Here is a 25,947-nt window from a genome sequence, read left to right on the forward strand (position 1 = left end):
CTGACGGTCCACACAGGCGAGTTCGTGCCGCCGGCTCAGTCGAAGACGAACGGCCCCGGTGACTGCAGTCCGGTGGCCGTGCAGGTGACGGTGATCCCGAGGACGGTCAGCTGCAGCGAGCCGCCGTAGGCCTCGAGGCTGTCGCCGGAGGCGACGGTGCCGTCGAGCGGGCCGACGGTGACGGGGTCACCGGCGGCGATCGCGGGGTTCTTGGTCCCGCTGAAGACGCTGGTGCCGCTTGTCATGTTGTTCACGAGGGTGAGCGTGGAGGAGATCGAGTCCTGCGACAGGGCGATCGGCGCCGTGACGGACGAGGTGACGGTGATGGTGGCCGCCGTGCCGTCCTGGGTGGCCGTGAGCGTGGCCGTGCCGCTGCCGAAGCTTCCGCAGTCGGCGTTGATCGTCGCCGTGTCAGGAGTGACGGCGAGCGCGCTGGGCGCGAACGCGAGCGAGGCGGCCGCGAGGGCCCCCACCGCCATGGCCGCACCTGCACTTGTTCGTTTGGCTCTCATGGGGATCCGGCTCCCTTCCCGAAGCTGGGAACTGCCATGTGGGGATGGATGGGAGAGGTCCGGACAGGCCGTCAGGGGGGCGTGGTGCGGTACGCCCCGTGGAGGGTGGACGTGGGGGGTGGATCTGACGGTCCGTCGGAACTACCGGTTCCATTGATGCGCGTGGGGTGAAGGGACGGCAAGGGTGAATTCAGGACGACTCTGAAGCGGCCGATTTTCAGCCTGCGGTGACGGTGGTCCGTACCGATCCGTCGGGCCCGGCGACGAGCACCGGCGTGTCCGCCCCGCCCAGATCCCGTACGGCGGCCCGGTCCTCCGCCGAGGCCGACTCAGCGTCCGTCACCACGGCTGCCGCCTCGAGGGACTTCGCCCCGGACGCCACCGCCATGGCCACCGCCGTCTGCAGCGCACTCAGCTTCAGCGACGCCAGGTCGACCGTCCCGGCGACATACGTACGGCCCGTCTCGTCCCGTACGGCAGCCCCCTCGGGCACACCGTTTCGAGCCCGCGCGGAACGGGCCAGGGTGACGATCTTGCGGTCCTCGGGGTCAAGCGCGTTGCTGTCGGTCATGAGCCGAGCATACGTACCGGCACCGGCCCGACCAGGCCGCGGGCGGCGTTCAGGAGCGGTCGAGGCGGAGGCGCTCGGCGCGCGGCAGTCCCGCCACCACCAGGTCGTACGAGTCCTCGATGAGCTCCCGCACCAGCCGGTCGGGGAGCTCGCCGTCGACCGTGACGGTGTTCCAGTGGCGCTTGTTCATGTGGTAGCCGGGGATGATCAGGCCCTCGTACTCGGTACGGAGCCGGATCGCGTCCTCCGGGTCGCACTTGAGGTTGACCGTGAGGGGGCGGGAGTCCAGCCAGCTCAGGGCGAACATCTTGCCCAGCACCTTGAAGACCGAGATGTCCGGGGCGAACGGGAAGTCCTCCACCGCCGCGTTGAAGGACAGGCAGAAGCCGCGCAGTTCCTCGGGGCTCACTCCTCTTTCGCCTCCTTGGGCGGATCCGTCGGGCCCACGGGCTCCACGAGCACGGTCACGATCTTGTTGCGGCGGCCGGCCGCAGCCTCCGCGGTCAGGCGCAGTTCGCGCCCGTCGGGCACCTCCACGACCGCCGAGGCCCCGGCGATGGGCACCCGGCCCAGCGCCTTCGCGAGCAGACCGCCGACGGTCTCCACGTCCTCGTCGTCGTACTCGTCGAGCCCGTACAGCTCGCCGAGGTCGGTGATGTCGAGGCGGGCGGTGACCCGGTAGCGGTCCTCGCCGAGGTCCTCGACCGGCGGCAGCTCACGGTCGTACTCGTCGGTGATCTCGCCGACGATCTCCTCGAGGATGTCCTCGATGGTGACGATGCCGGCCGTGCCGCCGTACTCGTCGATGACGACGGCGACGTGGTTGCGGTCCTGCTGCATCTCGCGCAGCAGATCGCCGGCGTTCTTGGTGTCGGGCACGAAGGCGGCGGGCCGCATGGCCGTCGACACCAGCTCGCTCTCGGCGTCCCGGCTGATGTGCGTCTTGCGGGCCAGGTCCTTCAGATACACGATCCCGACGATGTCGTCCTCGTTCTCCCCGGTGACCGGGATGCGCGAGAAACCCGAGCGCAGGGCGAGGGTCAGGGCCTGGCGGATCGTCTTGTACCGCTCGATGACGATCAGGTCGGTCCGCGGGACCATGACCTCCCGGACCAGGGTGTCGCCGAGCTCGAAGACCGAGTGCACCATGCGGCGCTCCTCGTCCTCGATCAGCGACTCCGCCTCGGCGAGGTCGACCAGCGCCCGCAGCTCCGCCTCGGACGCGAACGGGCCGCGGCGGAAGCCCTTGCCGGGGGTCAGCGCATTGCCGATGAGGATGAGCAGGGACGGGATCGGACCCATGATCCGCGCCAGCGGCAGCAGCACATACGCCGCCGCCGTCGCCGTGTTGAGCGGATGCTGGCGGCCGATGGTGCGCGGGGAGACACCGACGGCGACGTACGACACCAGGACCATCACGCCGATCGCGACCAGCAGGGCGCGCGTGGTGCCGGAGAACTCCTGCAGACAGGCGTACGTGACCAGCGCCGCGGCCGCCATCTCGCAGGCGACGCGGACCAGCAGCGCCACGTTGAGATAGCGGGTCGGGTCGGCGGCGATCTGCGCGAGCTTCGCACTGCCGCGCCGGCCGGAGCGTACGGCCTCCTCGGCGCGGAAGCTGGAGACGCGCGCGAGGCCCGCCTCCGCGCAGGCGGCGAGCCAGGCGACGACGACCAGGGCGATCGCACCCGCGACGATCTGGGGACTCATGACACGGTCGGGGCCGGGGACGGACCGGTCAGGCCCTTCTCCGCGCGCCAGCCGTCCACGATGGCCGCCTGCAGACCGAACATCTCGGCCTTCTCGTCGGGCTCCTCGTGGTCGTACCCGAGGAGATGCAGCACCCCATGGACGGTGAGGAGCTGGAGCTCCTCGTCCATGGAGTGCTGGGTGTGCGCTTCCTCGCCCTGCTTCTTGGCGACCTCGGGGCAGAGCACGATGTCGCCGAGGAGGCCCTGCGGGGGCTCGTCGTCGTCCTTCGACGGCGGACGCAGCTCGTCCATCGGGAAGGACATGACGTCCGTCGGCCCCGGCAGGTCCATCCACTGGATGTGCAGCTGCTCCATGGCGTCGGCGTCCACGACGATCACCGAGAGCTCGGAGAGCGGGTGGATGCGCATCCGCGCGAGTGCGTAGCGGGCGATGTCGAGGATCGCCTGCTCGTCGACCTCGGTTCCGGACTCGTTGTTGACGTCGATCGACATGGTGCTGCTCGGTCTACTTCCCCTTGTGCCCGGACTGCCTGCCGCGGCCGCCCTTGTGGGTGCCGTTCTCGGTGCCGTGCTGGCTGTCGTACTTCTCGTACGCGTCGACGATACGGCCGACGAGCTTGTGCCGTACGACATCGTGGGACGTGAGGCGGGAGAAGTGGACGTCGTCGAGGCCCTCGAGGATGTCCTGGACCTGACGCAGACCCGACTTGGTGCCGTCCGGCAGGTCGACCTGCGTCACGTCACCGGTGACCACGATCTTCGAGTCGAAGCCGAGACGGGTGAGGAACATCTTCATCTGCTCGGGCGAGGTGTTCTGGGCCTCGTCAAGAATGATGAAGGCGTCATTCAACGAACGACCGCGCATGTACGCCAGGGGCGCCACCTCGATCGTCCCGGCCGCCATCAGCCGCGGGATCGAGTCCGGGTCCAGCATGTCGTGCAGCGCGTCGTACAGCGGCCGCAGGTACGGGTCGATCTTCTCGTAGAGCGTGCCGGGCAGGAAGCCGAGCCGCTCGCCCGCCTCGACCGCGGGCCGGGTCAGGATGATGCGGTTGACCTGCTTGGACTGCAGGGCCTGCACCGCCTTGGCCATGGCGAGGTAGGTCTTGCCGGTGCCGGCGGGGCCGATGCCGAAGACGATCGTGTGCTTGTCGATCGCGTCGACGTACCGCTTCTGGTTGAGGGTCTTGGAGCGGATCGTGCGGCCGCGCGAGGAGAGGATGTTCTGGGTGAGGACCTCGGCCGGGGTCTCCTGGCCGTCGCTCTCCCCGTTCTCACTCGCCCTGAGCATGGCGATCGAGCGTTCCACTGCGTCCTCCGTCATCGGCTGTCCGGTGCGGAGCACCAGCATCATCTCGTCGAACAGGCGCTGAATGAGGGCGACTTCGGCTGCGTCGCCGACCGCGCTGATCTCATTGCCCCGGACATGTATGTCGGCCGCCGGGAAGGCCTTCTCGATCACGCGCAGAAGGGAGTCGCCGGACCCCAGGACGGTCACCATGGGGTGCTGGGCGGGGACGGTGAAATGTGCTCTCGCCTGCCCCTGCGCGGGGGTGTGAGCTGTGGGTGTCTGAGTCATGGGCCGGCTCTGTAGGCCTTGCTCGTCCTCCTCGAAACGACACGCCAGCCACTTGGGCTGCCTTGGCGGTTTCAAGACTACGCCGGGGGACCGACAACGCCGTAGGCCTTTTCGGCGGGCGCTGTTTCACACGTGCTCGCGGTTCTCAGGCCGACCCGAACCCGATCGTCGGCACGGCCCTGCGCAGGGGCCACGGTCTCGCGGCCTCCCCCTGCGGGATCAGGTGCTCGAGGAACGCGTACCGCCGAAGCGCCGCCGGGTCCTGACCCTCCACCGACTGCACCTTCCGCCACCACGCGGCGATCTCCGACCACCCCGGTGCCGACAGCGAGCCCCCGAACTCCTGGACGGACAGCGCGGCCGTGAGCCCCGCGAAGGCCAGCCGGTCCGCCAGCGGCCAGTCCGCCAGCGTGCCGGTGACGAAACCCGCGACGAACACATCGCCCGCGCCGGTCGGGTCCAGGGCCTCCACGGCGATCGCGGGGACCTCGGCCGTCTCCCCCGTACGCCGGTCGACGGCGTACGCGCCCTCCGCACCGAGGGTGACCACCGCGAGCGGAACGTGTTCGGTGAGGGCGTGGGCAGCGGCGCGCGGGGTCGCGGCGCCCGTGTACCGCATCGCCTCCTCCGCATTGGGCAGGAACGCCTCGCAGTGTTCGAGGTCGGCCAGGCCCGCCAGGTCCCAGGTGCCGGTGTCGTCCCAGCCGACGTCGGCGAAGATGCGGGTGCCCCGGGCGGCGGCCTCGGCGATCCAGGGTGCGCGCTTGCCGGGCGTGAGGGCGGCGATGGCGGCACGCGCGCGTGGCGGGCTGCCGGGTGCGCCGGCCTGCGCGAACGCGGCCTCCGGAGGCGGCTCGTGGCCGTGCGAGACCATCGTGCGCTCGCCCTCGTACGCCATCGAGACCGTGACCGAGGAGTGCCAGCCGGGGACCCTGCGCGAGGTGGAGAGGTCGATGCCCTCGCCCTGCTCCAGGGCGTCCCGGCAGTACTCCCCGTAGTGGTCGTCGCCGAAGGCCGTCGCGAGGGACGTCTTCAGGCCGAGGCGGGCCAGTGCGGTGGCCATGTTGGCGACGCCGCCGGGGCTCGACCCCATCCCGCGCGCCCAGGACTCGGTGCCGCGCACGGGGGCGGAGTCGAGTCCGGTGAAGATGATGTCGAGGAAGACGGGGCCGGTCAGGTACACGTCCCAGGGGGGATCGTCCGGTGTGCGCAGGGCGGCGAGGGGGTCGACCTGGGCCTGGCACTCCGGTCCGTCTGTGATCGGCGATGGTCCCTTTCCGTTGGACGCGCTCACGGTGCACTCCCTGGCATGGTGCGGATCAGGCCAGTGTGCCACCCCTTTTTTACGGCTGGGCCCACCTCCGGGGCGCCAGAGCCTGTGTCGAGGATCCGGCCGCTGCACCCGCCGCCCGGGTCGCCGATGGAGTTGATGTTGCTCCGCTGCTACCAGCGCGGCACCGACGGCGTGACCCACCCCGGCTCGGCGGCCCGCATCGCCGCCGCGTCGTCGCGCTCGCGCAGCGAACCGTCGTCGTCCAGCCAGCGCTGGTGCAGGAACTGCAGCTTGGCGCGGTCGAGTTCGACGCCGAGGCCCGGTGCGTCGGGGACGGTGACCTTGCCGGCCACGAAGGCCGGCCGCCGGGTGAGTACATCCTCCGACTGCCAGGGGTAGTGGGAGTCGCAGGCATGGTGCAGGTTCGGGACGGTGGACGCGACATGGGTCATCGCGGCCAGGCTGATCCCCAGGTGGGTGTTGGAGTGCATGGACACCCCGACGCCGAACGTGCGGCAGATGGCGGCCAGTTGCCGGGTGTTGCGCAGACCGCCCCAGTAGTGGTGGTCGGAGAGGACCACCTGGACGGCGTCGCGGGTGAACGCCTCCTTGATCTCGGCGAAGGTCGTCACGCACATGTTGGTGGCGAGCGGCACGCCGGTGGCGGCGGAGACCTCGGCCATGGCGGGGGTGCCGAGCGTCGGGTCCTCGAGGTATTCGAGGACGTCCCCGAGTTCTCCGGCCACCTTCAGCGAAGTCTCCACGGACCAGGCGCCGTTGGGGTCCAGGCGGAGCGGATGGCCGGGAAACGCCTCCGCGAGAGCCCGTACGGCGGCGATCTCCTCGTCCGGCGGGAAGACACCGCCCTTGAGCTTGAACGACGTGAACCCGTACCGCTCCTTGAACAGCCGGGCCTGCTCCACCACCCCCGCCGGGTCGACCGCCGCACCCCAGTCGTCCTTCTCGCAGGCCACGCCCTCGGGGTGCTCGGCCCACTTGTAGAACAGGTAGGCGCTGTACTCGACCGCGTCCCGCACCTTGCCGCCGAGCAGCGCGTGCACGGGCAGGTCGAGCGCCTTGCCGAGGGCGTCGAGGCAGGCCACCTCGAAGCCGGAGACGACGGACAGCCGCAGCTTGTCGGCGGTCTGGACGCCGCGCAGTCCGCCGACGTCGACCTGGTTCTCGACGCGCGCGGAGTCCACGGAGACTTCGTCGGCGATCACGAACAGGCCGTTCAGATCACTGACTTGACGACCCCTCAGCTTCTTGGCAAAGGGGCGGGCGAGTTCCAGGTACTTGGTGTCGCCGTAGGTCTCGCCGACACCCGTGATGCCGTCGGCCGTCTCCACCTCCACGATGAGCCGCGGGGTGTACGGCTGGTGCACGCCCTGCGCGTTGAGGAGGGGCGGGTCGGCGACCAGGACCGGCGTCAGCCGTACATCCGCAATCGTGAGGCTCACCCTCAATCATCTCCCCATGTAGACATAATCCATGTATGGAAATGGAGGTTAGATACACGAACAACGGGCGTCAATGGACCGGGGGTGCCCGACTACGATCTGCTCATGTCGGAGACGGGGAGCGGGACGGGAAGCGAGACCGGGGGCGTCCGCGAGGTGAAGTCCGCGGCGCGGACGGTGGAGCTGTTGGAACTGCTCGCCGCGCGCGGCGACCGTCCGGCGCGGCTGCAGGAACTGGCGGACGAGCTGGGCGTGCCGCGCAGCTCGATGTACGCGCTGCTGCAGACCCTGATCAGCAGGGGCTGGGTGCGTACGGACATCACCGGTTCGCTGTACGGCATCGGCATCCACGCCCTGCTCACCGGCACCAGCTACCTCGACTCCGACCCGCGCGTACGCGTCGTACGGCCGTATCTCGACGAGGCGTCCGAGGCGCTCGGCGAGACGATCCACCTGGGGCGGCTCGACGGGCGGGACGTGGCGTACCTGGCGACGCGGGAGTCGCACGAGTACCTGCGGACCATCAGCCGGGTGGGCCGGCGGCTGCCCGCGCACGTGGGCGCGCTGGGCAAAGCTCTGCTGGCCGAACGGGGTGACGAGGAGCTGCCCGAGGGGCCGTACCAGGCGCTCACACCGAACACGCACACCAGCCGGGAGTCGCTCGCGGCCGACCTCGCGGCGGTCCACGTCCGCGGCTACTCGGTCGACCGTGAGGAGGGCGTGGCCGGAATCGTCGGTTTCGGCTTTGCGCTGCGTTACGACGTCCCCGCGCAGGACGCGATCAGCTGCTCGGTGCCGGTGGCCCGGCTGACGCCGGAGCACGAGGAGCGGATCGTCGCGGTGATGCGGGAGATCAGGACGAAGGCGGAGGCGACGGCGCGGGGTGCCGGCGGCGCTGTTCAGTGGCGCTAGCGTCGGCCTGAACGGCCTCGTCCTCAAACTCCCCCAGAGGGGGGACCCCCAGACGGGCTGAAAACACTTGGCCGGCGCCCTCTCCTACCCGTGCCCCCTCGCCCCAAACGCAACGTGCGCCACATCACACCCCCCGCGCTTCTTTCTCGAACCGCGTGCTTGATACAAATTGCCCGCGCGTTCCTGTCCGTCGACGGTCGTCGCCCAACCCCTTTTTGAGCCGCTTCTTTCGCATGCCCTGGGAACGCCCGTGTTCGCCCCTCGCACCACCCCCTGGCCCCTCGTCGCCCTTTTCACGGCCGGGTACCTCGCTCCGTATCTGCTGCCGACGACCGTCGGACGGCTGGATTCGGGGCTTCCGCTCTCCGCCACCGAGGCGGGTGCCATCGGCAGTGCGCTGCTGCTGAGTTCGGCCGCGGCCGGCTTCCTGCTCGCCTCCCGCGTCGACCGCGTCGGCCCGCGCACACTGGCCCGCATCGGTATCGCCCTCGCGGTCGTCGGCTACGGCGGCGCAGCGCTCACCAGCGCCGTCCCCGCGGTCGTCGCGGGCGCGCTCGTCGGCGGTTTCGGGTCCGGTACGGCGACGACGGTCGCCGCCACCGGGATCGCCGCCCAGCCGGACCCGCATCGCACGACCACGCTGGGCCTGCTCGGCGTCTCCGCACTCGCGGGTGCCGTGTATCTGGCGGTCCCCCACCTGGGCGCGGGCCACGGACAGCCCCTCGCCGCGATCGCGCTCACCGCGCTCGCCGTCTGGCCGCTCACCGGCCGGCTCCCGGTTCGTACGGCGGTCGCGCACGGTCCCCTCGGCGGCACCCGGCTCCCCCACCTGCGTTCCGGTCTGGTCCTCGCCGTCGTCATGTTCTGCTGGTCGCTCGCGCAGAACGCGCTGTGGGGTGTCAGCGGCCGCATCGGTCTGGCCCAGGCGCACCTGACGGAGACCACTGTGGGCGCCGTCTTCGCGGTGGCGCTCGGCGCGGGGCTGCTGGGGGTCGTCGGCGCGGGAGCGGTCGGGCCGCGGCTGGGCCGTGCGCTGCCCATCGGGGCTGGAACGGCACTGATCTCCGGCTGCATCGTGCTCAGCGCGTCGGCGACCGACCTGACGACCTTCGCGGGCGGTGAGATCGCCTGGAACGTGCTCTACCCGGTCGTCCTGTCGTACGTCATCGGGCTGGCGGCTTCCATGGATCCGCGCGGACGCTGGGCGGTGCTCGTCGGGTCGGCGTCCTCACTGGGGACGGCGGTGGGACCGCTGACCGGGAGTGTGCTGGCGGCGCAGGCCGGGTTTACGGTCATGGGTGCGGTCCTGGCGGTCGGGCTGCTCGTGATCGTGGTGCCGCTGACCATGGTCGCGCTGGGGATGCGTTATTCAGCCCCTCTGGGGGAGTTTGCGGACGAGGCCGTTCAGGCCGATGCGGGGGTCTGGGGGCGGCAGCCCCCAGCAACGCCCGCACCGGACTTCACCACGGCCGCCTAGAACTCGTACGCCTCCACCTCGGCGAGATACCGCGCCCGCCGCTCCTCGTCGTCCTCCAGGAAGGACGCGACGAAGGAGTTGCGGGCGAGCTCGCGGAGGCGGTCCTCGGTCAGGCCGAGCGCCGAGCGCACCGCGTCGAAGTTGTCGCCCGCGTAGCCGCCGAAGTAGGCGGGGTCGTCGGAGTTCACCGTGCACACCAACCCCGCGTCCAGCATGGCCGGGAGCGGGTGGTCGGCGAGGGTGTCGACCGTCCGGAGGCGGACATTGGACAACGGGCACAGGGTCAGCGGGATGCGCTCCCGGACCAGCCGCTCGACCAGAGCGGGGGATTCCATGCACCTGAGGCCGTGGTCGACGCGCTCCACGCCGAGCACGTCCAGCGCCTCGGTGATGTACTCCGGCGGGCCCTCCTCGCCGGCGTGGGCGACACGTCGCAGACCGAGCGCGGCGGCCGCCTCGTACACCTCGCGGAACTTCACTGGCGGGTGCCCGACCTCGGCGGAGTCGAGGCCGACCCCGGTGATCCGGTCCAGGTACGGCTTCGCGGCCTCCAGGGTCTGCATCGCCGACTCGGCGGATTCGTCGCGCAGGAAGCAGAGAATGAGCCTGGTGGAGATGGAGTGCGCCGACTCGCTGTGCTGCAGCGCCCGCCACAGCCCCTCCACGACCGTGCCCATGTCCACGCCCCGCGCGAGGTGCGCCTGCGGGTCGAAGAAGATCTCCGCGTGCCGCACGCCCTGCGCGGCGGCGCGGGCCAGGTAGGCGTTCGCGAGGTCCTCGAAGTCCCGCTCGGTGCGCAGGACGGCCATGAGCTCGTAGTACAGGTTCAGGAAGGACTGGAGGTCCGCGAAGTCGTACGCCTTGCGGAGCTCGTCGGTGTCGGCGTACGGCAGCTCGACTCCGTTGCGGGCGGCGAGCTCGAAGGCGAGCTCCGGCTCCAGGGTGCCTTCGATGTGGAGGTGCAGTTCTGCTTTGGGGAGGGGCATCGCAGCATCGTACGAGTGTCTTATCGCCGTTTCGGAACTGGTACTCGTAGAAGATCGTGCGCGACCGTGAGCTCTCCCTCGAAGCCGGCCGCCCGTGCCTGGCGCTCGAACTCGTCGGGGTCGGTGTAGCGCTGGCTGAAGTGTGTGAGCACGAGGTGCCGTACGCCTGCCTCGCGGGCGACCGCCGCCGCCTGGCCCGCGGTGAGGTGGCCGTGCTCGGTCGCGAGGTCGGTGTCCTCGTCGAGGAAAGTCGACTCGATGACGAGCATGTCGCAGCCCTCGGCGAGCGCGTGCACCCCGTCGCACAGGCGGGTGTCCATGACGAAAGCGAACCGCTGGCCGCGGCGCACCTCGCTGACCTCCTCCAAGGACACCCCGTCGAGGGCGCCCTCCCGCTGGATACGGCCCACGTCCGGGCCCTTGATGCCGTGCGCGGCGAGGCGGTCGGGGAGCATACGGCGGCCGTCGGGTTCGATCAGCCGGTAGCCGTAGGACTCCACGGGGTGCGAGAGCCTGCGGGCTTCGAGGGTGTACGAGGCCGTGACGGCCAGGGGGCCGTCCGTATCGACCGGGGCCTCCGTGAGGTCGACCGTCTCGCGGTAGGCGGTGGCGTAGCGCAGGCGGTCGAAGAAGCGCTGCCCCGAGCGCGGGTAGTGCGCGGTGATCTCGTGCGGGACCTTGTCGAGGTTGATGCGCTGGATGACACCCGCGAGGCCCAGCGAGTGGTCGCCGTGGAAGTGGGTGACGCAGATCCGGTTCAGGTCGTGCGCGGCGGCCCCGGCACGCAGCATCTGGCGCTGCGTGCCCTCACCGGGGTCGAAGAGGATGCCCTCGCCGTCCCAGCGCAGCAGGTAGCCGTTGTGGTTGCGGTGCCGGGTCGGGACCTGGCTGGCGGTGCCGAGAACCACCAATTCACGTACGGACACGGGGAGTTACGTCCTTCTGGGTCACCCGGGAGGCCACTGCAGGCCGCGTCCGCCGAGGACGTGCGCATGGGCGTGGAGGACGGTCTGGCCGGCGCCGGGGCCGGTGTTGAAGACGATGCGGTAGCTCTCCAGCTTGTCCTCGTCCGCGACCGACTGGGCCTCGCGCAGGACGTCCGCGGCGAGGGCCGGTTCGGCGGCGGCGAGCTCGGCCGCGTTCTTGTAGTGCGCCTTGGGGATCACCAGGACGTGAGTGGGTGCCTGGGGGTTGATGTCCCGGAAGGCGACGGTGGTTTCCGTTTCGCGGACGATCGTCGCCGGGACATGCCCCGCGATGATCTTGCAGAACAGGCAGTCGTCCCGCGGCTCACCTGGCATGTGCTCTCCTCAAGCCGGTTGACCGATCACGCTGACCGAGTACGGGGGCATCGTATCGAGGGGCGTCAGTCCAGGCTCGGCGGTGTCTTGGCGGGGGTCTCCTCCAGGGCGGCCAGTGCGATGCGGATCGCCTCGTCCAGCTGTACGTCCCTGCCGGCCGCGTAGTCCTGGGGCCGCTGGACCACCTCCACGTCCGGGTCGACACCGTGGTTCTCGACGCCCCAGCCGTAACCCTCCAGCCAGAAGGCGTACTTGGGCTGGGTGGTCAGCGTGCCGTCGACGAGTCGGTAACGGCTGTCGATGCCGATGACGCCGCCCCAGGTGCGGGTGCCGATCAGCGGGCCGATGCCGAGTGCCTTGATGGCGGCGCCGATGATGTCGCCGTCGGAACCGGTGAACTCGTTGACGAGGGCGACGACGGGACCGCGCGGCGCGTCCTCCGGATAGCTGTACGGCCGCAGGCCGCGCGGCCGGTCCCAGCCGACGATCCGCCGTGCCAGCTTCTCGACGACCAGCTGCGAGGTGTGCCCTCCCCGGTTCTCGCGCACGTCCACGACGAGGCCTTCCCGGGCCACCTCCACGCGCAGGTCGCGGTGGATCTGCGCCCAGCCGGGCGCCTGCATGTCGGGCACGTGCAGATAGCCCAGTCGGCCCTCGGACCGCTCGTGGACGTAGGCACGCCGGCCGGCGACCCAGGCGTGGTAGCGGAGGGGGTCCTCATCGGCCACGGGCACGACGACCGGGTGGCGCAGTTCGCCTCCGCCTGACGGCGAGATGGTCAGCTCGATCGGTTTGCCCGCCGTGCCGATCAGCAGCGGGCCGGGGCCGGTCACCGGGTCGACCGGCTGCCCGCCGATCGCCACGATCGTGTCTCCCGCACGCACCGCGACACCGGGTGCTGCCAGCGGGGAGCGGGCGTCGGGGTCGGAGGTCTCCGAGGGCAGGATGCGGTCGATGCGCCAACTGCCGTCCTCGTGCCGGGAGATGTCCGCCCCGAGCAGGCCCTGTCTGAGCCCGCCGCCGACCCGGCCGACGTGTCCGACGACATAGGAGTGCGACGTGCCCAGTTCGCCGTGGACCTCCCACAGCAGGTCCATCAGGTCGTCGTGGGTGGCCACGCCCTCCAGCAGCGGGCGGTAGCGGTCGAGGGCCGCGGCCCAGTCGACACCCCCCATGTCCGGCCGCCAGAAGTTGTCCCGCATCAGGCGGCCGTTCTCCTCGTACATCTGCCGCCACTCGGCCGCCGGGTCGAGGATCTGCCGTACGCGGGACAGGTCGACGGTGATGTTCGAGTCGCTGTCGTCGTTCGGGGCGCGCCGGTCGCTGGGGACGACCTTCAGCTTCCCGTCGGTCCACAACAGGACCCGCTTGCCGTCGCCGCTGACCGCGAGGTGGTCGGCGTCGGCGGCGAGGTGCTCGAGGCGCCGCTGGGTGAGGTCGTACCGCTCCAGCTCGCTGTCGGGGCCCGGGGCGTCCGGTGTGGCACCGGAGACCCCGAGGGCGCCCTGCACCGGGTGGCGCAGCCACAGCACGCCGTCCTTCGCCGCGCGCAGGGTGGAGTAGCGGGCCGCCTCGACCGGGAAGGGCACGATGCGGTCGGCGAGGCCTTCGAGGTCGATGCGGGTGGCCGAGACGCCCTCGCTGTCGGGGGTCTCGTCCTTGTCGGGGGTCTCGAAGGGGCGGCCGTGGCGCTGCGGGCCGAACGGCGAGGGGGTCGTGGCGGCAAGCGTGATCAGGTGCGGACGGGCACCTGCCACGAAGGCCAGATCGAAGACGTGCTCGTCGTAGACCGGGTCGAAGGAGCGGTTGGAGAGGAAGGCGAGGTACTTGCCGTCGAGGGTGAACGCCGGTGCGTAGTCCTGGAAGCGCAGGGGTGTCGCCTCGGTCACCGACAGGTCGGTGGTGTTGGCGAGCCTGAGCTGCTGCAGCGGGCGCGGACCGGGATGCGCCCAGACGAGCCAGGCCGAGTCGGGCGAGAACACCAGCCCGGACACATCGCCGTCCGCGCTGCGGTCGACCTCGCGCACCTCGCCCGTCTCCCGCTCGACCAGCAGGACACGGCCGTCGTGCGCGGCGACCGCGGCCCGGCTGCCGTCGGGTGCCATGGCCAGGTCCAGGACCCGCCCCAGCAGTCCGGCGGCGAGTCGGCGCGGGGTGGTGCCGGGCGCCAGGCCGGTGGCGGGAGCGAACTCCAGGGCGTCCTCGCCCTCGGCGTCCGTCACCCACACCGCCCACTCCTCGCCCTCGACGCGGAAGGTGCGCGGCAGCCGGGCCCGTATGCCCGGTTCGGCGGCGAGCGCGCGGGCCGGTCCTGACCGGTGGGTGACCCAGTGGACGGCGCCGCGCACTCCGACCGCGCTGCCGCGGCCGGTGTGGTCGGGGCTGGCGTCCCCGAACCATCTGGCGACGTTCAGCGGGTGCGGCTGCAGGTCGGTGCGCGGCCCGCCGAGCCTGATGTCCAGGCGGCGCGGTTCGGCGCCGTCGAGGTCGTCGAGCAGCCACAGCTCACCGCCGGCGGAGTAGGCGACGCGGGTGCCGTCGCCGGCGGCGTGCCGGGCGTAGAAGCCGTCGAGAGGCGTGTGCCGGCGCAGATCGGATCCGTCGGCGAGGGAGGAGTACAGCGCGCCGGTGCCCTCGTGGTCGGACAGGAACGCGATCCGCTCCCCCACCCACACCGGGTGCTCGATGTTCCCGTCCAACTCCTCGTGCAGCCGTACGAAGTCCCCTTCGCCCGCGCGGTCGATCCACAGCTTGCCCGCGGTACCGCCCCGATACCGCTTCCACCAGGCCGCCTCGCGTCCCATGGGTGCGGACAGGAGCACGACGTGGGGTCCGTGGGCCACGGCGCCCACCGGACCGTAGGGCAGGGTGGTGGCGGGTCCGCCGTCGAGCGGGACGGCGTGCGCCCAGGTGCGGCGCAGCGTCGCCTGGCCCTGGGCGCTGATCACCAGGACCTGTCCGTCCGGGGTCCACCCACCCACGCGGCTGCCCCAACTGCCCCAGTGGGTAAGGCGTCTGGCACGTCCGCCGTCCACCGGCGCAACATGTACCTCGGGCGCGCCGTCGCGGGTGGAGGTCCACGCGACGGTCATGCCGTCGGGCGAGATGCGCGGCTGGGTCACCGGCACGTCGTCGGCACTCACCCGCCATGCCCAGCCGCCGTCGAGAGGCGCGAGCCAGACGTCGTCCTCGGCGGTGAAGGCCACCAACTCCCCATGCACGTGCGGGAATCGGAGATACGCGGACGTGGCACCGGATGGGGGCTGAGTCACCCGATCACCTTAGGCAAGGCCGGTACCGGCAGCCAGAGCTTTCGATCACTTGCCCTGGACGGGCCAGCACTGCGGATCCCCCTTGCACCAGATGGTCCTGGTGACCGTCACGGTGACGGTGGCGCCGGGCTGCTGTCCGTTTCCGTTGGAGGGGTTGTTGAAGATGGGCGACGGCGTCGCGTTGCAGTTGCCGAGCCCCGACACGTGGAACCACTGCTTGCCGCCCACCTTGGCGGTGAGGTCGCCGCGCACGCAGGCGCCGTCGACGGCGCGGGTGACCTTGCCGGTGACGGTGATGTCCCGTCCGTCCTTGGTCTGTCCCTGGCAGTCGACGTTGGCGACGGTGGTCTCGCTCGCGGAGGGTGCCGTCCGTCCGGGCGTGGAGACCTTGTTGTTCCCGTAGTTGGCGGTGCAGCTGAGCCACTGCACGTCGACCTTCTGCCGCTTCAGCTCCTCGGTCGCGGTCTGGTCGGTCGTGTACGCCACGGCCGCGGAGTTCAGCCCGCCCGGGTCACAGGCCACAGCGCCGCCGACGCCGAGCACGGCAAGTCCCATCGCGGCCGCCACCCGCCGTCCTCGCGGCCGCCGCCAAATCCGCCTCAATGCCCCCATGGACGGCAGCCTGCCACCGTGTGCCGTCCGGCGGTAGAGCGCATACGGTCACGAAAGTGCCGCGCGCCCCTACCGGGTCAGCCACGCAGCAGCAGCCACTCCTGCAACTCCACCAAGTTCCCCTCGGGATCCTTGAGGTGAGCCACGCGCATACGGTCCGTCATGGGGGACGGACCGTGCAGGAGGACGGCGCCCCGGGTGGCGATCTCTTCGCAGTAGCTGTCGAGGTCGTCGACGCGCAGGACCACCAGGGAGCGGTGGCCCGTTGCCGTGTCGCCCAGTTCTCCCAGCACCTCGGCCATCATCGAACGGTCCTGTATGGCGATGCCCGCCGAGCCGGTGGCCGAGCTGAACTTCTCGTACGGGCCCTCGGTCGCGCCCGACTGCGGCTTGAGGCCGAGGACCTCGGCGTAGAAGCGATAGCAGGCGGCGAAGTCGGTGACGAGGAGCCGGACTTGGGCGAGTTCCATGGTGTTCCCCCGTGATCGGTTCAGGACCAGCGGCCGGTGCGGCCCAGCAGCAGGGCGGTCGCCGCGGTGCCCGCGGTCGATGTACGCAGCACGCTACGCCCGAGCCGGTACGCCTTCGCGCCCGCCTCCTCGAAGAGCGCCAACTCCTGCTCGGAGACGCCCCCTTCGGGGCCCACGACCAGCACGATCTCGCCCGAGGAGGGGAGTTCGGCGGTCGCCAGCGGCTCGCTGCCGTAGTCGCGGTCCTCGTGCAGTACGGCGGCGAAGTCGGCTTTGGCGAGAAGTGCCGCAACCTGCTTGGTCGTTGCCGCGTCCGCGACCTCCGGGAAGCGCAGCCGGCGGGACTGCTTGCCGGCCTCGCGGGCGGTGGCACGCCACTTGGCGAGGGCCTTCAGCCCCCTCTCGCCCTTCCACTGGGTGATGCAGCGGGCCGCCGACCACGGCACGACGGCGTCCACGCCGGTCTCGGTCATCGTCTCGACCGCCAGCTCGCCGCGGTCGCCCTTGGGCAGGGCCTGGACGACGGTGATACGGGGGCTGGGCTCGGGCTCGACCGGGAACTCGAAGGGTTCCACGACCAGATGGTCCTTCCCCGACGCACTGAGCACGACGCCGGCCGCGCCCCGGCCCAGTCCGTCCGTCAGCACCACGGCCTCGCCGGGCTGCAGCCGCCGTACGGAGACGGCGTGCCGTCCCTCGGGGCCGTCCAGCTCGATGATCGCCCCCGGGCCCACGCCCTCCAGGGAGTCGACGACGAACACCGGCGCGGTCATCGGAGGTCCCCCTTGCCCGACAACGCTGTCTTGGCGAGGTCGAGTTCGGCGGCGAGGACCTCCACCAGCTGCCCGGCCGGGAGTTCGCGGGCCATGCGGTGCCCCTGGCCCGCCCACAGCGCCATGCCCTGCGCGTCGCCGGACGCGGCGGCCTTCTTGCGCAGCGGCGAGGTGAGGTGGTGGACCTCCGGGTAGGCGGCGGGGGCGTACGGGCCGTGCTCGCGCAGGAAGCGGTTGACCAGGCCGCGGGCCGGGCGGCCGGAGAACGCGCGCGTCAGCTCCGTCCGTACGAACAGCGGGTTGGTGAGCGCCTGTTTGTGGACGGCGTTCGCGCCGGACTCCGGTGTGGCGAGGAACGCCGTGCCGAGCTGGGCCGCGCTCGCGCCCGCCGCCAGCGCCGCGGCGATCTGGCCGCCGCGCATGATGCCGCCGGCGGCGACGATCGGGATGCTCACGGTCTCGCGGATCTGGGCGATGAGCGAGAGCAGCCCGATGCCGGTGCCGTCCGTCTCCGGGTTGTCCCGGTGCGTGCCCTGGTGGCCGCCGGCCTCCACACCCTGCGCGATCACCGCGTCGGCGCCTCCCCGCTCCACGGCGAGGGCCTCTTCGGGGGTGGTCGCGGTGACCAGTGTGAAGGTGCCGGCCCGGCGGAGGGAGTCGAGGATCTCGCGGCTCGGGACACCGAAGTGGAAGGAGACCACCGGCACGGGGTTGTCGAGCAGTACGGCGAGCTTGGAGTCATAGGCGTCGTCGCGGCCGCTGTCCGGATCGCCCAGCTCGGTCTCGTACCAGGCGGCCTCACCGGCCAGCTGGTGGGCGTAGATCTCGACGGCGCCCCGGTCCCCGTACTCCGGCTGCGGCATGAAGAGGTTCACACCGAAGGGACGGCTGGTGAGACTCCGCAGCTGCTTGATCTCCTGGTACATGCCGTCGGCCGTCTTGTACCCGGCGGCGAGGAACCCGAGCCCGCCGGCCTCGCACACGGCGGCGGCCAGATGCGGCACGGAGACACCGCCCGCCATGGGGGCCTGCACGATCGGATGAGGGAAGAGATCGGTCAGCGCGGAGGACATGACGGCATGTTGTCACGTCCTCCGAACAAGTCCGAATCCGGCCGTCCGCGGGCATAGACCTACGGCACCTCTTGCCGCCGGTCAGTGCACTTCAGCCCGTCCGGCGTTTGAGGACGAGCCCCTTAAGGGCCGACGGGAGTCTGGGGGCGGAGCCCCCAGCACCACCTCAGCGCCCGTTGAACGCGTCCTTCAACCGCGAGAAAAGGCCCTGCTGCCCAGGCTGGAACTGCCCCTGCGGCCGCTCCTCACCCCGCAGCTTGGCCAGCTCGCGCAGCAGCCGCTCCTGCTCGGGATCCAGCTTCGTCGGGGTCTGGACCTCGACGTGGACGATCAGGTCGCCGCGGCCGCCGCCGCGCAGGTGCGTGACGCCCCGGCCGTGCAGCGGGATCGACTGGCCGGACTGGGTGCCGGGCCGGATGTCGACCTCCTCCATGCCGTCCAGCGTCTCCAGCGGCACCTTGGTGCCGAGGGACGCGGCCGTCATCGGGATGGTGACCGTGCAGTGCAGGTCGTCGCCGCGCCGCTGGAAGGTGGAGTGCGGCAGCTCGTGGATCTCGACGTACAGGTCACCGGCGGGACCGCCGCCGGGGCCGACCTCGCCCTCGCCCGCGAGCTGGATGCGGGTGCCGTTGTCGACACCGGCCGGGATCTTGACCGTGAGGGTACGGCGGGACCGGACGCGACCGTCACCGGCGCACTCCGGGCACGGCGTCGGAACGACCGTGCCGAAGCCCTGGCACTGCGGGCAGGGACGCGAGGTCATGACCTGGCCCAGGAAGGACCGCGTCACCTGCGACACCTCACCGCGGCCGCGGCACATGTCACACGTCTGGGCGGAGGTGCCCGGCGCCGCGCCTTCCCCGTTACAGGTGGAGCAGACGATCGCCGTGTCGACCTGGATGTCCTTCGTCGTACCGAAGGCCGCCTCGTCGAGCTCGATCTCCAGCCGGATCATCGCGTCCTGGCCCCGGCGCGTACGCGACCGGGGGCCCCGCTGCGACGCCGTACCGAAGAACGCGTCCATGATGTCCGAGAAGTTCCCGAAGCCACCCGCGCCGAAGCCGCCCGCGCCCGCGCCGCCCGCCTGCGAGAGGGGGTCGCCGCCGAGGTCGTAGACCTGCTTCTTCTGCGGGTCGGAGAGCACCTCGTAAGCGGCGTTGATCTCCTTGAACCGCTCCTGGGTCTTCGGATCCGGGTTGACGTCCGGGTGCAGCTCGCGCGCGAGCCGCCGGAAGGCCTTCTTGATCTCTTCCTGCGACGCGTCGCGGCGCACGCCGAGAACGGCGTAGTAGTCCGTGGCCACTTACGACTCCGCCAGGATCTGTCCGACGTACCGTGCCACTGCGCGTACCGCTCCCATCGTTCCCGGGTAATCCATGCGGGTCGGTCCGACCACGCCGAGCTTGGCGACTGCCTCGCCGCCCGAACCGTAGCCGACCGACACCACCGAAGTGGAGTTGAGTCCCTCATAGGCGTTCTCGTGCCCGATGCGCACCGTCATGCCCGAATCCCCCGCCTCGCCAAGCAACTTGAGGAGCACGACCTGCTCCTCCAGCGCCTCCAGGACGGGGCGGATGGTGAGGGGGAAGTCATGTCCGAAGCGGGTCAGATTGGCGGTGCCGCCGATCATCAGCCGCTCCTCGTTCTCCTCGACCAGTGTCTCCAGAAGAGTGGAGAGCACTGTCGAGACCGTACCCCGGTCCTCGACGTCGAAGCCTTCGGGCAGGTCTTCCACGAGCCGGGGGACGTCCGCGAAGCGGCGCCCCGCGACCCGGCTGTTGAGCCGCGCCCGCAGATCCGCGAGGGAGGCCTCGCCGAACGGCGCCGGGCAGTCGACCATGCGCTGCTCGACCCGGCCGGTGTCGGTGATCAGCACGAGCATCACGCGCGCGGGCGCGAGCGAGAGCAGCTCCACATGCCGGACGGTGGACCGGGTCAGCGACGGGTACTGGACGACCGCCACCTGCCGCGTGAGCTGGGCCAGCAGCCGAACCGTCCGCGCCACCACATCGTCGAGATCCACGGCGCCGTCGAGGAAGTTCTGGATCGCGCGCCGCTCGGGCGCGGACATCGGCTTGACGCCCGCGAGCTTGTCGACGAACAGCCGGTAGCCCTTGTCGGTGGGGATCCGCCCGGCGCTGGTGTGCGGCTGGGCGATGAACCCCTCGTCCTCCAGGGCCGCCATGTCGTTGCGCACCGTCGCCGGGGACACCCCGAGGTTGTGCCGCTCGGTCAGGGCCTTCGACCCCACCGGCTCCTCGGTGCCGACATAGTCCTGGACGATGGCGCGCAGCACCTGAAGCCGTCGTTCGCTCAGCATCGCGCACACCTCCAGCGATCGTCCCCTAGGCGCTTCGCCTGGCACTCTGTCCGTCCGAGTGCCAACCATTACCGGCCAGTGTACGGCGGTGGGGTACACCCGGGGCAAGGTCGGCCCCTGTTGAACGGGGCGTACCGCTAGCGTCGCCGTATGACGGTGACTTGGGAAGAGCTGGGGTGGGAGCGGCTGGCGGCCGGCGTCGGCCGGTGCCGGCTGCCCGGCTGGGACTGCACGGTGGGGCTGGTCGTCGGGGAGGGCACGGCGCTCTTGATCGACGCGGGGTCGAGCCTCGCGGAGGGCGCACGGTTGCGTGCGCAGGTACAAGAGCTCGCCGGTCACCGTGTGACTCATCTCGCGCTCACGCATCCCCATTTCGACCATGTCTTCGGGGCGGCGGCGTTCGCGGGCGCGGAGGTCTACGGCGCGGTGGGCATGGACACGGTGTTCGACGCCCGGCACGCGCGCGAGGAGCTGCGCACGGACGCGGTGGGCAACGGGCTGGACGCGCGCGTGGCGGAGGAGGCGGTGGACGCGCTGGTCGCGCCCCGGCATCACGTCTCGGGCGAGTGGACGCTCGACCTGGGCGGCGGCCGCCAGGTGCTGCTGGCGAACGTGGGCCCCGGCCACACGGCCCACGACCTCGTCGTCCTGGTCCCCGGCGCCCCGGAGGTGGTGTTCTGCGGCGACCTGGTGGAGGAGTCCGGCGAACCGCAGGCCGGGCCGGACGCCGTGCCGTCGCACTGGCCGGCCGCCCTCGACCGGCTCCTCGACCTGGGCGGCGAGGACGCACTGTACGTGCCCGGTCACGGAGCGGTGGTGGATGCGGAGTTCGTGCGGGCGCAGCGTGAGGAGCTGGCGGCGCGTTTCGGCGTGTCGTGACCACTGCCCGGCCGCTTCTCCTATCGTCACTCGAATGCGCCAGTACTCCGCCGACCTGACCCCGCCGTGGAAGAAGCCCAAGCCCGTCCCCGAGGTCCCGGCGGAGCCCGGTCTGGTGGTCGAGGAACCCGGCACCGGTTTCTGCGGCGCGGTGATCCGCTGCGAGGCGGGCACGGTGACCCTGGAGGACCGCTTCGGCAAGCACCGGGTGTTTCCGATGGAGCCGCGGGGGTTCCTGCTGGAGGGCCGGGTGGTGACGCTCGTCCGCCCGTCCTCGTCGGCCCCGGTCCGTCCCACCCGCACGGCATCCGGTTCGGTGGCCGTCCCGGGCGCACGCGCGCGCGTGGCTCGCGCCGGGCGGATCTATGTCGAGGGGCGGCACGACGCGGAGCTCGTCGAGCGGGTGTGGGGCGACGACCTGCGCATCGAGGGCGTGGTCGTGGAGTACCTGGAGGGCGTGGACGACCTGCCGGCGATCGTGGCGGAGTTCGCTCCGGGGCCGGATGCGCGGCTGGGGGTCCTGGTGGACCACCTGGTGCCGGGTTCGAAGGAGTGGCGGATCGCGCAGGCGGTGACGAGCGAGCACGCGCTGGTGGTGGGCCACCCGTACATCGACATCTGGGAGGCGGTGAAGCCGTCGTCGCTGGGGATCGCCGGGTGGCCGCGGGTGCCGCGCGGGCAGGACTGGAAGACGGGGGTTTGCCGGGCGCTGGGGTGGCCGGAGAACACGGGGGCGGCTTGGCAGGGGATTCTGTCGCGGGTGCGGTCCTACAAGGATCTGGAGCCGGAACTGCTGGGGCGGGTGGAGGAGTTGATCGACTTCGTCACGGCGCCGGGTCACACCTGAACTTGCCGGTGTCGATGCTCATGTCGAGCACAGGCAGGAGGAGCGTCTCCCCGTACCTCCAGTTGCGCCGACAGCGATAGTCGGCGCGCTCGCCGCTGCCGTACGGCTCGGTGAGCACGAGGCATTCAGCCGCTGCCGGATCGACGGTCAGGTACACCGGTACACCTGCCCCGGCGTAGATCGACCGCTTGGTCACGTAGTCGCGGTGCGCGCTGGTCCTGGACACGACCTCGACCAGCATGGTGACCGCCTCGACCGGTACGAGGCGGCCGGAGTCCGGCCCGGCACCCCGTTCGAGCACCACGATGTCCGGGACGGGCTCACTCGTTTCCCGGTGCATCTCGACGTGCTGGCGCTGCAGCCGCTGCCAACGGCTCCGCGGAATACCGTCCTGGACGTCCGCCACCGTGCAGTTGTGCACCAGGTCCGGGGACCTCGTCATCACGATGTCGCCTCGCAAGAGCTCGGCCCTGATGCCCTCGGGGACGTCAAGCGTGCCGAAGAACTCGATTACCTGCCGGTCGTTCATGCCGGCACCCTAGGAACGGGGCACGGCCACGCGAGGGCCCGACCGGGGGCAACCACCCCCACGGGTGATCAGTCCACCAAGTCCCGCACCACCGCATCCGCCAACAACCGCCCGCGCAACGTCAGCACGGCTCGCCCCTCCCCATACGGCCCCGCCTCCAGCAGCCCCTCCCCCAGCGCCCGCCGAGAAGCCGCCAGCCCCTCCTCCCGCAACAACTCCAGCGGCACCCCCTCCCGCAGCCGCAGCTCCAGCAGAATCCGCTCCACCCGCCGGTCCTCCTCCGACAGGAGCTCCCGCCCCGCCCCCGGCGACCGCCCCGCCGCCAGTGCCGCCGCATACGCGCCCGGGTGCTTCACGTTCCACCAGCGCACACCGCCCACGTGCGAGTGGGCCCCGGGGCCCGCGCCCCACCAGTCGGCGCCGCGCCAGTACAGCTCGTTGTGCAGGCAGCGGCCCGCCTCGGAGGTGGCCCAGTTGGAGACCTCGTACCAGTCGAAGCCCGCCTCCGACATCACCTCGTCCGCGATCAGGTAGCGGTCTGCGTGGACGTCGTCGTCCGTCATCGGGACCTCGCCCCGGCGGATGCGACGGGCCAGCTGCGTGCCTTCCTCGACGATCAGCGCGTACGCCGACACATGATCGGGCCCGGCTCCCAGCGCCGCCTCCAGCGACGCCCGCCAGTCGTCGTCCGACTCCCCCGGCGTGCCGTAGATCAGGTCCAGGTTGACGTGCTCGAAGCCGGCCGCGCGGGCCTCCGCCACGCATGCCTCCGGCCGCCCCGGCGTATGCGTCCGGTCCAGCACGCGCAGCACATGCTGCTTCGCGCTCTGCATTCCGAAGGACACGCGGTTGAAGCCGCCGTGGCGCAGTACGGACAAATACTCGGGGTCCACCGACTCCGGGTTCGCCTCGGTCGTCACCTCCGCGTCCGCCGCAAGGCCGAACTCGTCGCGGATCGCGCCCAGCATCCGTACGAGATCACCGGCGGCCAGCAGGGTCGGCGTACCGCCGCCCACGAAGACCGTGCGGACCTCGCGCGGGTCGTCGCCCAGCACCTTCCTGGCCAGGCGGATCTCGTCGATCAGCGTGTCCGCGTAGTTGTCGCGGGAGGCCAGGACACCGCCCGTGCCGCGCAGCTCGGTGGCGGTGTAGGTGTTGAAGTCGCAGTAGCCGCAGCGGGTCGCGCAGTACGGGACGTGCAGGTAGAAGCCGAGGGGGCGGTCGGCCGACCCGGCGAGTGCGGATACGGGCAGTGCGCCGTCGGCGGGGACCGGCTCGCCGTCGGGGAGTGCGGAAGGCATGCCTTCCATTGTCCAGTACCCGTACGAGTCCTCACTCCGCCTGCAGCACCAGCAGCGCCAGGTCGTCCTCCGGCGGCCTCCCGCCGAACTCGTGCACCAGCCGGCGAATGCGCTCCGCGATCAGCTGGGCGCTCAGCCCGGCGCAGCCGGCCAGGGCGGTGGAGAGGCCGTCGGCGTCGTCGAACATGCGGGTGCCGGAGCGGCGCTCCGTCACGCCGTCCGTGACGCACAGGAGGCTGTCGCCGGGGCGGAGCTCGAAGGTCTCGCTGGTGTACGTCTCGTCCTCGATGACGCCGAGGAGGGTCTGCGGGCGGGCGGCCGTGCGGACGGCGCCGTCGGGGCCCAGGAGCAGCGGCAGCGGGTGGCCGGCGGACGCGATGGTGCAGCGGATGCCGCCGTCGAAGGGGGTCAGCTCGCCGTAGAGGAGGGAGAGGAAGCGGGTCTGCGGGCCGTCGCCGGGGGCGGGCGGCCGTACCAGGGCGCGGGCGGCGGCGTCCGCTGCCTCCGTCGCGTCGTCCAGGAGGAGGCGGTTGAGGCGGTCCAGGACGTCGGTGACGCGGTAGCCCTCACGCGCGAGGAGGCGCAGCCAGGGGCGGGCCAGGCCGATGACCACGGCGGCCTCGGGGCCCTTTCCCTGGACGTCGCCGACGGCGAAGCACCAGCGGCCGTCGCCGGCCGGGAAGAGGTCGTAGAAGTCGCCGCTGGGGCCGCCCTTGTCGCACGGCTCGTAGACGAGGGCGCTGCGCACGCCCGGGATCTCGGCGACGCCGGCGGGCAGCAGGCCGCGCTGCAGGACCTGGCTGATGGTGGCCTGGCGGGCGTACTGGCGGGCGGCGCCGATGGCGAGCGCCACCCGACGGCTGAGATCCTCGACGAGCCCGGTGACCTCGTCGGGGAAGCGCAGCAGCCCGGCGCGCCCGATGACGAGCGTGCCGAGCGGCCGGCCGCCCGCGATCAGACGGTAGGCGAGCGCCGCGCCGTGCTCGTCGCGCACGTCGAGCGCCTCGCCGGGCCAGGGGTACGCGACCGGCCCTGACCTGCCCCAGTCCCGACTGCTCTCGGCCGGCGGGACACCCATCGCCTCGGGCGGTTGCGGCGGGTCCTTCTCCAGGGCCCGGCGCAGCTCCTCGATGCGGTTCTCGCTGCAGTGCCAGACGCGGGCGAGACGGGGCCCGGCGCCCCCGGTGCCGTCTGCCCACCCTCCCCCGCTCTCGAATTCGCCCGAGCGGGGGGACCCCCAGCGCCCCATGACCTCGTCCTCCAGCCACACCGCGCACCAGTCGGCGAGCCGCGGCACGATCAGCTGTCCGGCGAGCGCGGCGACCAGGTTCTCGTCGAGCTGCCCGGCGAGCAGATCGGAGGCTTCGGCGAGGAAGGACAGGGCGCCGCGGTGCAGCCAGTCCCGGTCGCGCTCGGCGCGCTGGGGGTCGGGGGCCAGTATCCCGGCGGCGCGCAGCCCGCGTTCCAGCGTGCGCCGGCCGGCGTGCACCTCCGGCTCGCCCGCGGCCGGGTTCCGCTCGGCGGGCAGCCGCGCCCACACCGTCTTGGTGCCCCTGCGGAAGGTGACGCCCCAGGACTCGGCGAGCGTGGAGACCAGGCGCAGTCCGCGGCCGTACTCCGATGTCCCGTACGGCACTTCGGCCGTCTCGTACGGCACCTCGGCGTCCGAGTCGCGGGGCGCCCGGGAGGGGTGGTGGTCGGAGACCTCGACGACGAGCGCGCCGGCCGCCTCCTCCATGCGGCACTCCACCTCGACCTCGGTGCCCGCGTGCACGACGGCGTTGGTGACGAGTTCGCTGACGACGAGCACGGCGTCGTCGGCGAGCCGGTCCGTGAGGTGTTCGGCGCCGGGGAGCCCGGCCTCGGCCCAGTCGGCGAGCGCGGCGCGTACGAGTGCGCGGGCGGAACCCGGCGCGAGGGGGCTCCCGGGCAGTGTCGTGTACCTCTGCGCACGCGGGTCCGCCCTCCCGTGCTCGGCCGCGTGCAGGTGTGCAGGCGCATCGCAAGCGCAGGAAGCGGTCTCCCGTTGCGTCGGAATGGCCCCCATGGACAGCTCCCCGAGCGGTTTCGGACGAATACGCCTCAGTC

General features: G+C 71.4%; 25 protein-coding genes. 4 read left to right on the plus strand and 21 right to left on the minus strand.

Annotation, left to right across the window (positions count from 1 at the left end; genetic code table 11):
* Positions 1-35: 35 nt before the first annotated feature.
* The 8 genes from ACFY10_RS04720 to ACFY10_RS04755 all read right to left on the minus strand — a co-directional run bounded on the left by ACFY10_RS04720 (position 36) and on the right by ACFY10_RS04755 (position 7,113).
* Entirely contained in the window at positions 36-512 is a 477-nt protein-coding gene (locus ACFY10_RS04720) for a hypothetical protein (RefSeq protein WP_390663588.1), read from the minus strand.
* A gap of 217 nt (positions 513-729) precedes the next feature.
* Entirely contained in the window at positions 730-1,083 is a 354-nt protein-coding gene (locus ACFY10_RS04725; protein WP_390663589.1) for a cytidine deaminase, read from the minus strand.
* 49 nt (positions 1,084-1,132) lie between these two features.
* The gene (locus ACFY10_RS04730; protein ID WP_390663590.1) at positions 1,133-1,492 is read right to left on the minus strand and encodes an MmcQ/YjbR family DNA-binding protein; all 360 of its coding nucleotides are present in this window, start codon (positions 1,490-1,492) and stop codon (positions 1,133-1,135) included.
* Positions 1,489-2,793 carry a hemolysin family protein gene (locus tag ACFY10_RS04735; protein WP_390663591.1) on the minus strand — a complete coding sequence of 435 codons (1,305 nt, stop codon included), beginning with the start codon at positions 2,791-2,793 and terminating at the stop codon, positions 1,489-1,491. Before ACFY10_RS04735 ends, ACFY10_RS04730 begins: the two co-directional genes overlap by 4 nt.
* The gene (gene ybeY / locus ACFY10_RS04740) at positions 2,790-3,287 is read right to left on the minus strand and encodes an rRNA maturation RNase YbeY (RefSeq protein WP_030934120.1); all 498 of its coding nucleotides are present in this window, start codon (positions 3,285-3,287) and stop codon (positions 2,790-2,792) included. The genes ACFY10_RS04735 and ybeY overlap by 4 nt, the downstream gene beginning before the upstream one ends.
* A 13-nt stretch (positions 3,288-3,300) precedes the next feature.
* A complete protein-coding gene (locus ACFY10_RS04745) occupies positions 3,301-4,374 on the minus strand; it encodes a PhoH family protein (RefSeq protein WP_390663592.1) in 1,074 nt (357 codons plus the stop codon).
* A 145-nt stretch (positions 4,375-4,519) separates the two neighbouring features.
* On the minus strand, positions 4,520-5,668 hold the full coding sequence (locus ACFY10_RS04750) for a carbohydrate kinase family protein (RefSeq protein ID WP_390663593.1): 1,149 nt from the start codon (positions 5,666-5,668) through the stop codon (positions 4,520-4,522).
* Between the two features lie 149 nt (positions 5,669-5,817).
* Positions 5,818-7,113, minus strand: a complete 1,296-nt coding sequence (locus ACFY10_RS04755) for a glucarate dehydratase family protein (RefSeq protein WP_390663594.1) — start codon at positions 7,111-7,113, stop codon at positions 5,818-5,820.
* Positions 7,114-7,212: 99 nt separating this feature from the next.
* On the opposite strand from ACFY10_RS04755, the gene ACFY10_RS04760 reads away from it, so the two are divergent.
* A complete protein-coding gene (locus ACFY10_RS04760; protein ID WP_390663595.1) occupies positions 7,213-8,019 on the plus strand; it encodes an IclR family transcriptional regulator in 807 nt (268 codons plus the stop codon).
* 250 nt (positions 8,020-8,269) lie between these two features.
* Complete coding sequence (locus ACFY10_RS04765) at positions 8,270-9,496, plus strand: MFS transporter (RefSeq protein ID WP_390663596.1); 1,227 nt, start codon at positions 8,270-8,272, stop codon at positions 9,494-9,496.
* On the opposite strand, the gene ACFY10_RS04770 is transcribed toward ACFY10_RS04765, so the two are convergent.
* The 10 genes from ACFY10_RS04770 to hrcA all read right to left on the minus strand — a co-directional run bounded on the left by ACFY10_RS04770 (position 9,493) and on the right by hrcA (position 20,303).
* Positions 9,493-10,482 carry an adenosine deaminase gene (locus ACFY10_RS04770; protein ID WP_390663597.1) on the minus strand — a complete coding sequence of 330 codons (990 nt, stop codon included), beginning with the start codon at positions 10,480-10,482 and terminating at the stop codon, positions 9,493-9,495. The two genes, ACFY10_RS04765 and ACFY10_RS04770, sit on opposite strands and share 4 nt — an antisense overlap.
* 20 nt (positions 10,483-10,502) lie before the next feature.
* The gene (locus ACFY10_RS04775) at positions 10,503-11,408 is read right to left on the minus strand and encodes a ribonuclease Z (protein WP_390663598.1); all 906 of its coding nucleotides are present in this window, start codon (positions 11,406-11,408) and stop codon (positions 10,503-10,505) included.
* 21 nt (positions 11,409-11,429) lie between these two features.
* Positions 11,430-11,783, minus strand: a complete 354-nt coding sequence (locus ACFY10_RS04780) for a histidine triad nucleotide-binding protein (RefSeq protein WP_390663599.1) — start codon at positions 11,781-11,783, stop codon at positions 11,430-11,432.
* Positions 11,784-11,848: 65 nt separating this feature from the next.
* Entirely contained in the window at positions 11,849-15,055 is a 3,207-nt protein-coding gene (locus ACFY10_RS04785; protein ID WP_390663600.1) for a S41 family peptidase, read from the minus strand.
* Between the two features lie 45 nt (positions 15,056-15,100).
* Positions 15,101-15,667, minus strand: coding sequence for a hypothetical protein (locus ACFY10_RS04790; RefSeq protein WP_390663601.1), 567 nt, complete (start codon positions 15,665-15,667; stop codon positions 15,101-15,103).
* A 77-nt stretch (positions 15,668-15,744) separates the two neighbouring features.
* Positions 15,745-16,137 carry a VOC family protein gene (locus ACFY10_RS04795; RefSeq protein WP_390663602.1) on the minus strand — a complete coding sequence of 131 codons (393 nt, stop codon included), beginning with the start codon at positions 16,135-16,137 and terminating at the stop codon, positions 15,745-15,747.
* Positions 16,138-16,157: 20 nt separating this feature from the next.
* Positions 16,158-16,910 carry a 16S rRNA (uracil(1498)-N(3))-methyltransferase gene (locus ACFY10_RS04800; protein ID WP_390663603.1) on the minus strand — a complete coding sequence of 251 codons (753 nt, stop codon included), beginning with the start codon at positions 16,908-16,910 and terminating at the stop codon, positions 16,158-16,160.
* Entirely contained in the window at positions 16,907-17,983 is a 1,077-nt protein-coding gene (locus ACFY10_RS04805) for a nitronate monooxygenase (protein WP_390663604.1), read from the minus strand. Before ACFY10_RS04805 ends, ACFY10_RS04800 begins: the two co-directional genes overlap by 4 nt.
* Positions 17,984-18,149: 166 nt before the next feature.
* Positions 18,150-19,286, minus strand: coding sequence for a molecular chaperone DnaJ (dnaJ, locus tag ACFY10_RS04810; RefSeq protein ID WP_030934165.1), 1,137 nt, complete (start codon positions 19,284-19,286; stop codon positions 18,150-18,152).
* A complete protein-coding gene (hrcA, locus tag ACFY10_RS04815; protein WP_390663605.1) occupies positions 19,287-20,303 on the minus strand; it encodes a heat-inducible transcriptional repressor HrcA in 1,017 nt (338 codons plus the stop codon). It abuts the gene before it with no gap.
* A gap of 150 nt (positions 20,304-20,453) precedes the next feature.
* Between hrcA and ACFY10_RS04820 the strand changes: the two genes are divergently transcribed.
* Complete coding sequence (locus tag ACFY10_RS04820; RefSeq protein ID WP_390663606.1) at positions 20,454-21,182, plus strand: MBL fold metallo-hydrolase; 729 nt, start codon at positions 20,454-20,456, stop codon at positions 21,180-21,182.
* A gap of 34 nt (positions 21,183-21,216) precedes the next feature.
* A complete protein-coding gene (locus ACFY10_RS04825; protein ID WP_390663607.1) occupies positions 21,217-22,029 on the plus strand; it encodes a DUF3097 domain-containing protein in 813 nt (270 codons plus the stop codon).
* Here the strand turns inward: ACFY10_RS04825 and ACFY10_RS04830 are convergent.
* From ACFY10_RS04830 to ACFY10_RS04840, 3 genes are all read right to left on the minus strand, one after another.
* Entirely contained in the window at positions 22,007-22,558 is a 552-nt protein-coding gene (locus ACFY10_RS04830; RefSeq protein ID WP_390663608.1) for a Uma2 family endonuclease, read from the minus strand. The genes ACFY10_RS04825 and ACFY10_RS04830 overlap by 23 nt on opposite strands.
* A gap of 68 nt (positions 22,559-22,626) precedes the next feature.
* Positions 22,627-23,859 carry a radical SAM family heme chaperone HemW gene (hemW, locus tag ACFY10_RS04835; protein WP_390663609.1) on the minus strand — a complete coding sequence of 411 codons (1,233 nt, stop codon included), beginning with the start codon at positions 23,857-23,859 and terminating at the stop codon, positions 22,627-22,629.
* Between the two features lie 31 nt (positions 23,860-23,890).
* On the minus strand, positions 23,891-25,906 hold the full coding sequence (locus ACFY10_RS04840; RefSeq protein ID WP_390663610.1) for a SpoIIE family protein phosphatase: 2,016 nt from the start codon (positions 25,904-25,906) through the stop codon (positions 23,891-23,893).
* Positions 25,907-25,947 lie beyond the last annotated feature (41 nt).

Origin of the sequence: Streptomyces sp. NPDC001401 (assembly GCF_042895385.1) — a bacterium.
Lineage (GTDB): Bacteria > Actinomycetota > Actinomycetes > Streptomycetales > Streptomycetaceae > Streptomyces.

Bases quoted from the DNA above. Each gene is read 5' to 3' on its own strand.
- ACFY10_RS04720 (WP_390663588.1), bottom strand. From the start codon at position 512: ATGAGAGCCAAACGAACAAGTGCAGGTGCGGCCATGGCGGTGGGGGCC.
- ACFY10_RS04725 (WP_390663589.1), bottom strand. From the start codon at position 1,083: ATGACCGACAGCAACGCGCTTGACCCCGAGGACCGCAAGATCGTCACC.
- ACFY10_RS04735 (WP_390663591.1), bottom strand. From the start codon at position 2,793: ATGAGTCCCCAGATCGTCGCGGGTGCGATCGCCCTGGTCGTCGTCGCC.
- ybeY (WP_030934120.1), bottom strand. From the start codon at position 3,287: ATGTCGATCGACGTCAACAACGAGTCCGGAACCGAGGTCGACGAGCAG.
- ACFY10_RS04745 (WP_390663592.1), bottom strand. From the start codon at position 4,374: ATGACTCAGACACCCACAGCTCACACCCCCGCGCAGGGGCAGGCGAGA.
- ACFY10_RS04760 (WP_390663595.1), top strand. From the start codon at position 7,213: ATGTCGGAGACGGGGAGCGGGACGGGAAGCGAGACCGGGGGCGTCCGC.
- ACFY10_RS04770 (WP_390663597.1), bottom strand. From the start codon at position 10,482: ATGCCCCTCCCCAAAGCAGAACTGCACCTCCACATCGAAGGCACCCTG.
- ACFY10_RS04780 (WP_390663599.1), bottom strand. From the start codon at position 11,783: ATGCCAGGTGAGCCGCGGGACGACTGCCTGTTCTGCAAGATCATCGCG.
- ACFY10_RS04790 (WP_390663601.1), bottom strand. From the start codon at position 15,667: ATGGGGGCATTGAGGCGGATTTGGCGGCGGCCGCGAGGACGGCGGGTG.
- ACFY10_RS04795 (WP_390663602.1), bottom strand. From the start codon at position 16,137: ATGGAACTCGCCCAAGTCCGGCTCCTCGTCACCGACTTCGCCGCCTGC.
- ACFY10_RS04800 (WP_390663603.1), bottom strand. From the start codon at position 16,910: ATGACCGCGCCGGTGTTCGTCGTCGACTCCCTGGAGGGCGTGGGCCCG.
- ACFY10_RS04805 (WP_390663604.1), bottom strand. From the start codon at position 17,983: ATGTCCTCCGCGCTGACCGATCTCTTCCCTCATCCGATCGTGCAGGCC.
- hrcA (WP_390663605.1), bottom strand. From the start codon at position 20,303: ATGCTGAGCGAACGACGGCTTCAGGTGCTGCGCGCCATCGTCCAGGAC.
- ACFY10_RS04820 (WP_390663606.1), top strand. From the start codon at position 20,454: ATGACGGTGACTTGGGAAGAGCTGGGGTGGGAGCGGCTGGCGGCCGGC.
- ACFY10_RS04825 (WP_390663607.1), top strand. From the start codon at position 21,217: ATGCGCCAGTACTCCGCCGACCTGACCCCGCCGTGGAAGAAGCCCAAG.
- ACFY10_RS04830 (WP_390663608.1), bottom strand. From the start codon at position 22,558: ATGAACGACCGGCAGGTAATCGAGTTCTTCGGCACGCTTGACGTCCCC.
- hemW (WP_390663609.1), bottom strand. From the start codon at position 23,859: ATGCCTTCCGCACTCCCCGACGGCGAGCCGGTCCCCGCCGACGGCGCA.
- ACFY10_RS04840 (WP_390663610.1), bottom strand. From the start codon at position 25,906: ATGGGGGCCATTCCGACGCAACGGGAGACCGCTTCCTGCGCTTGCGAT.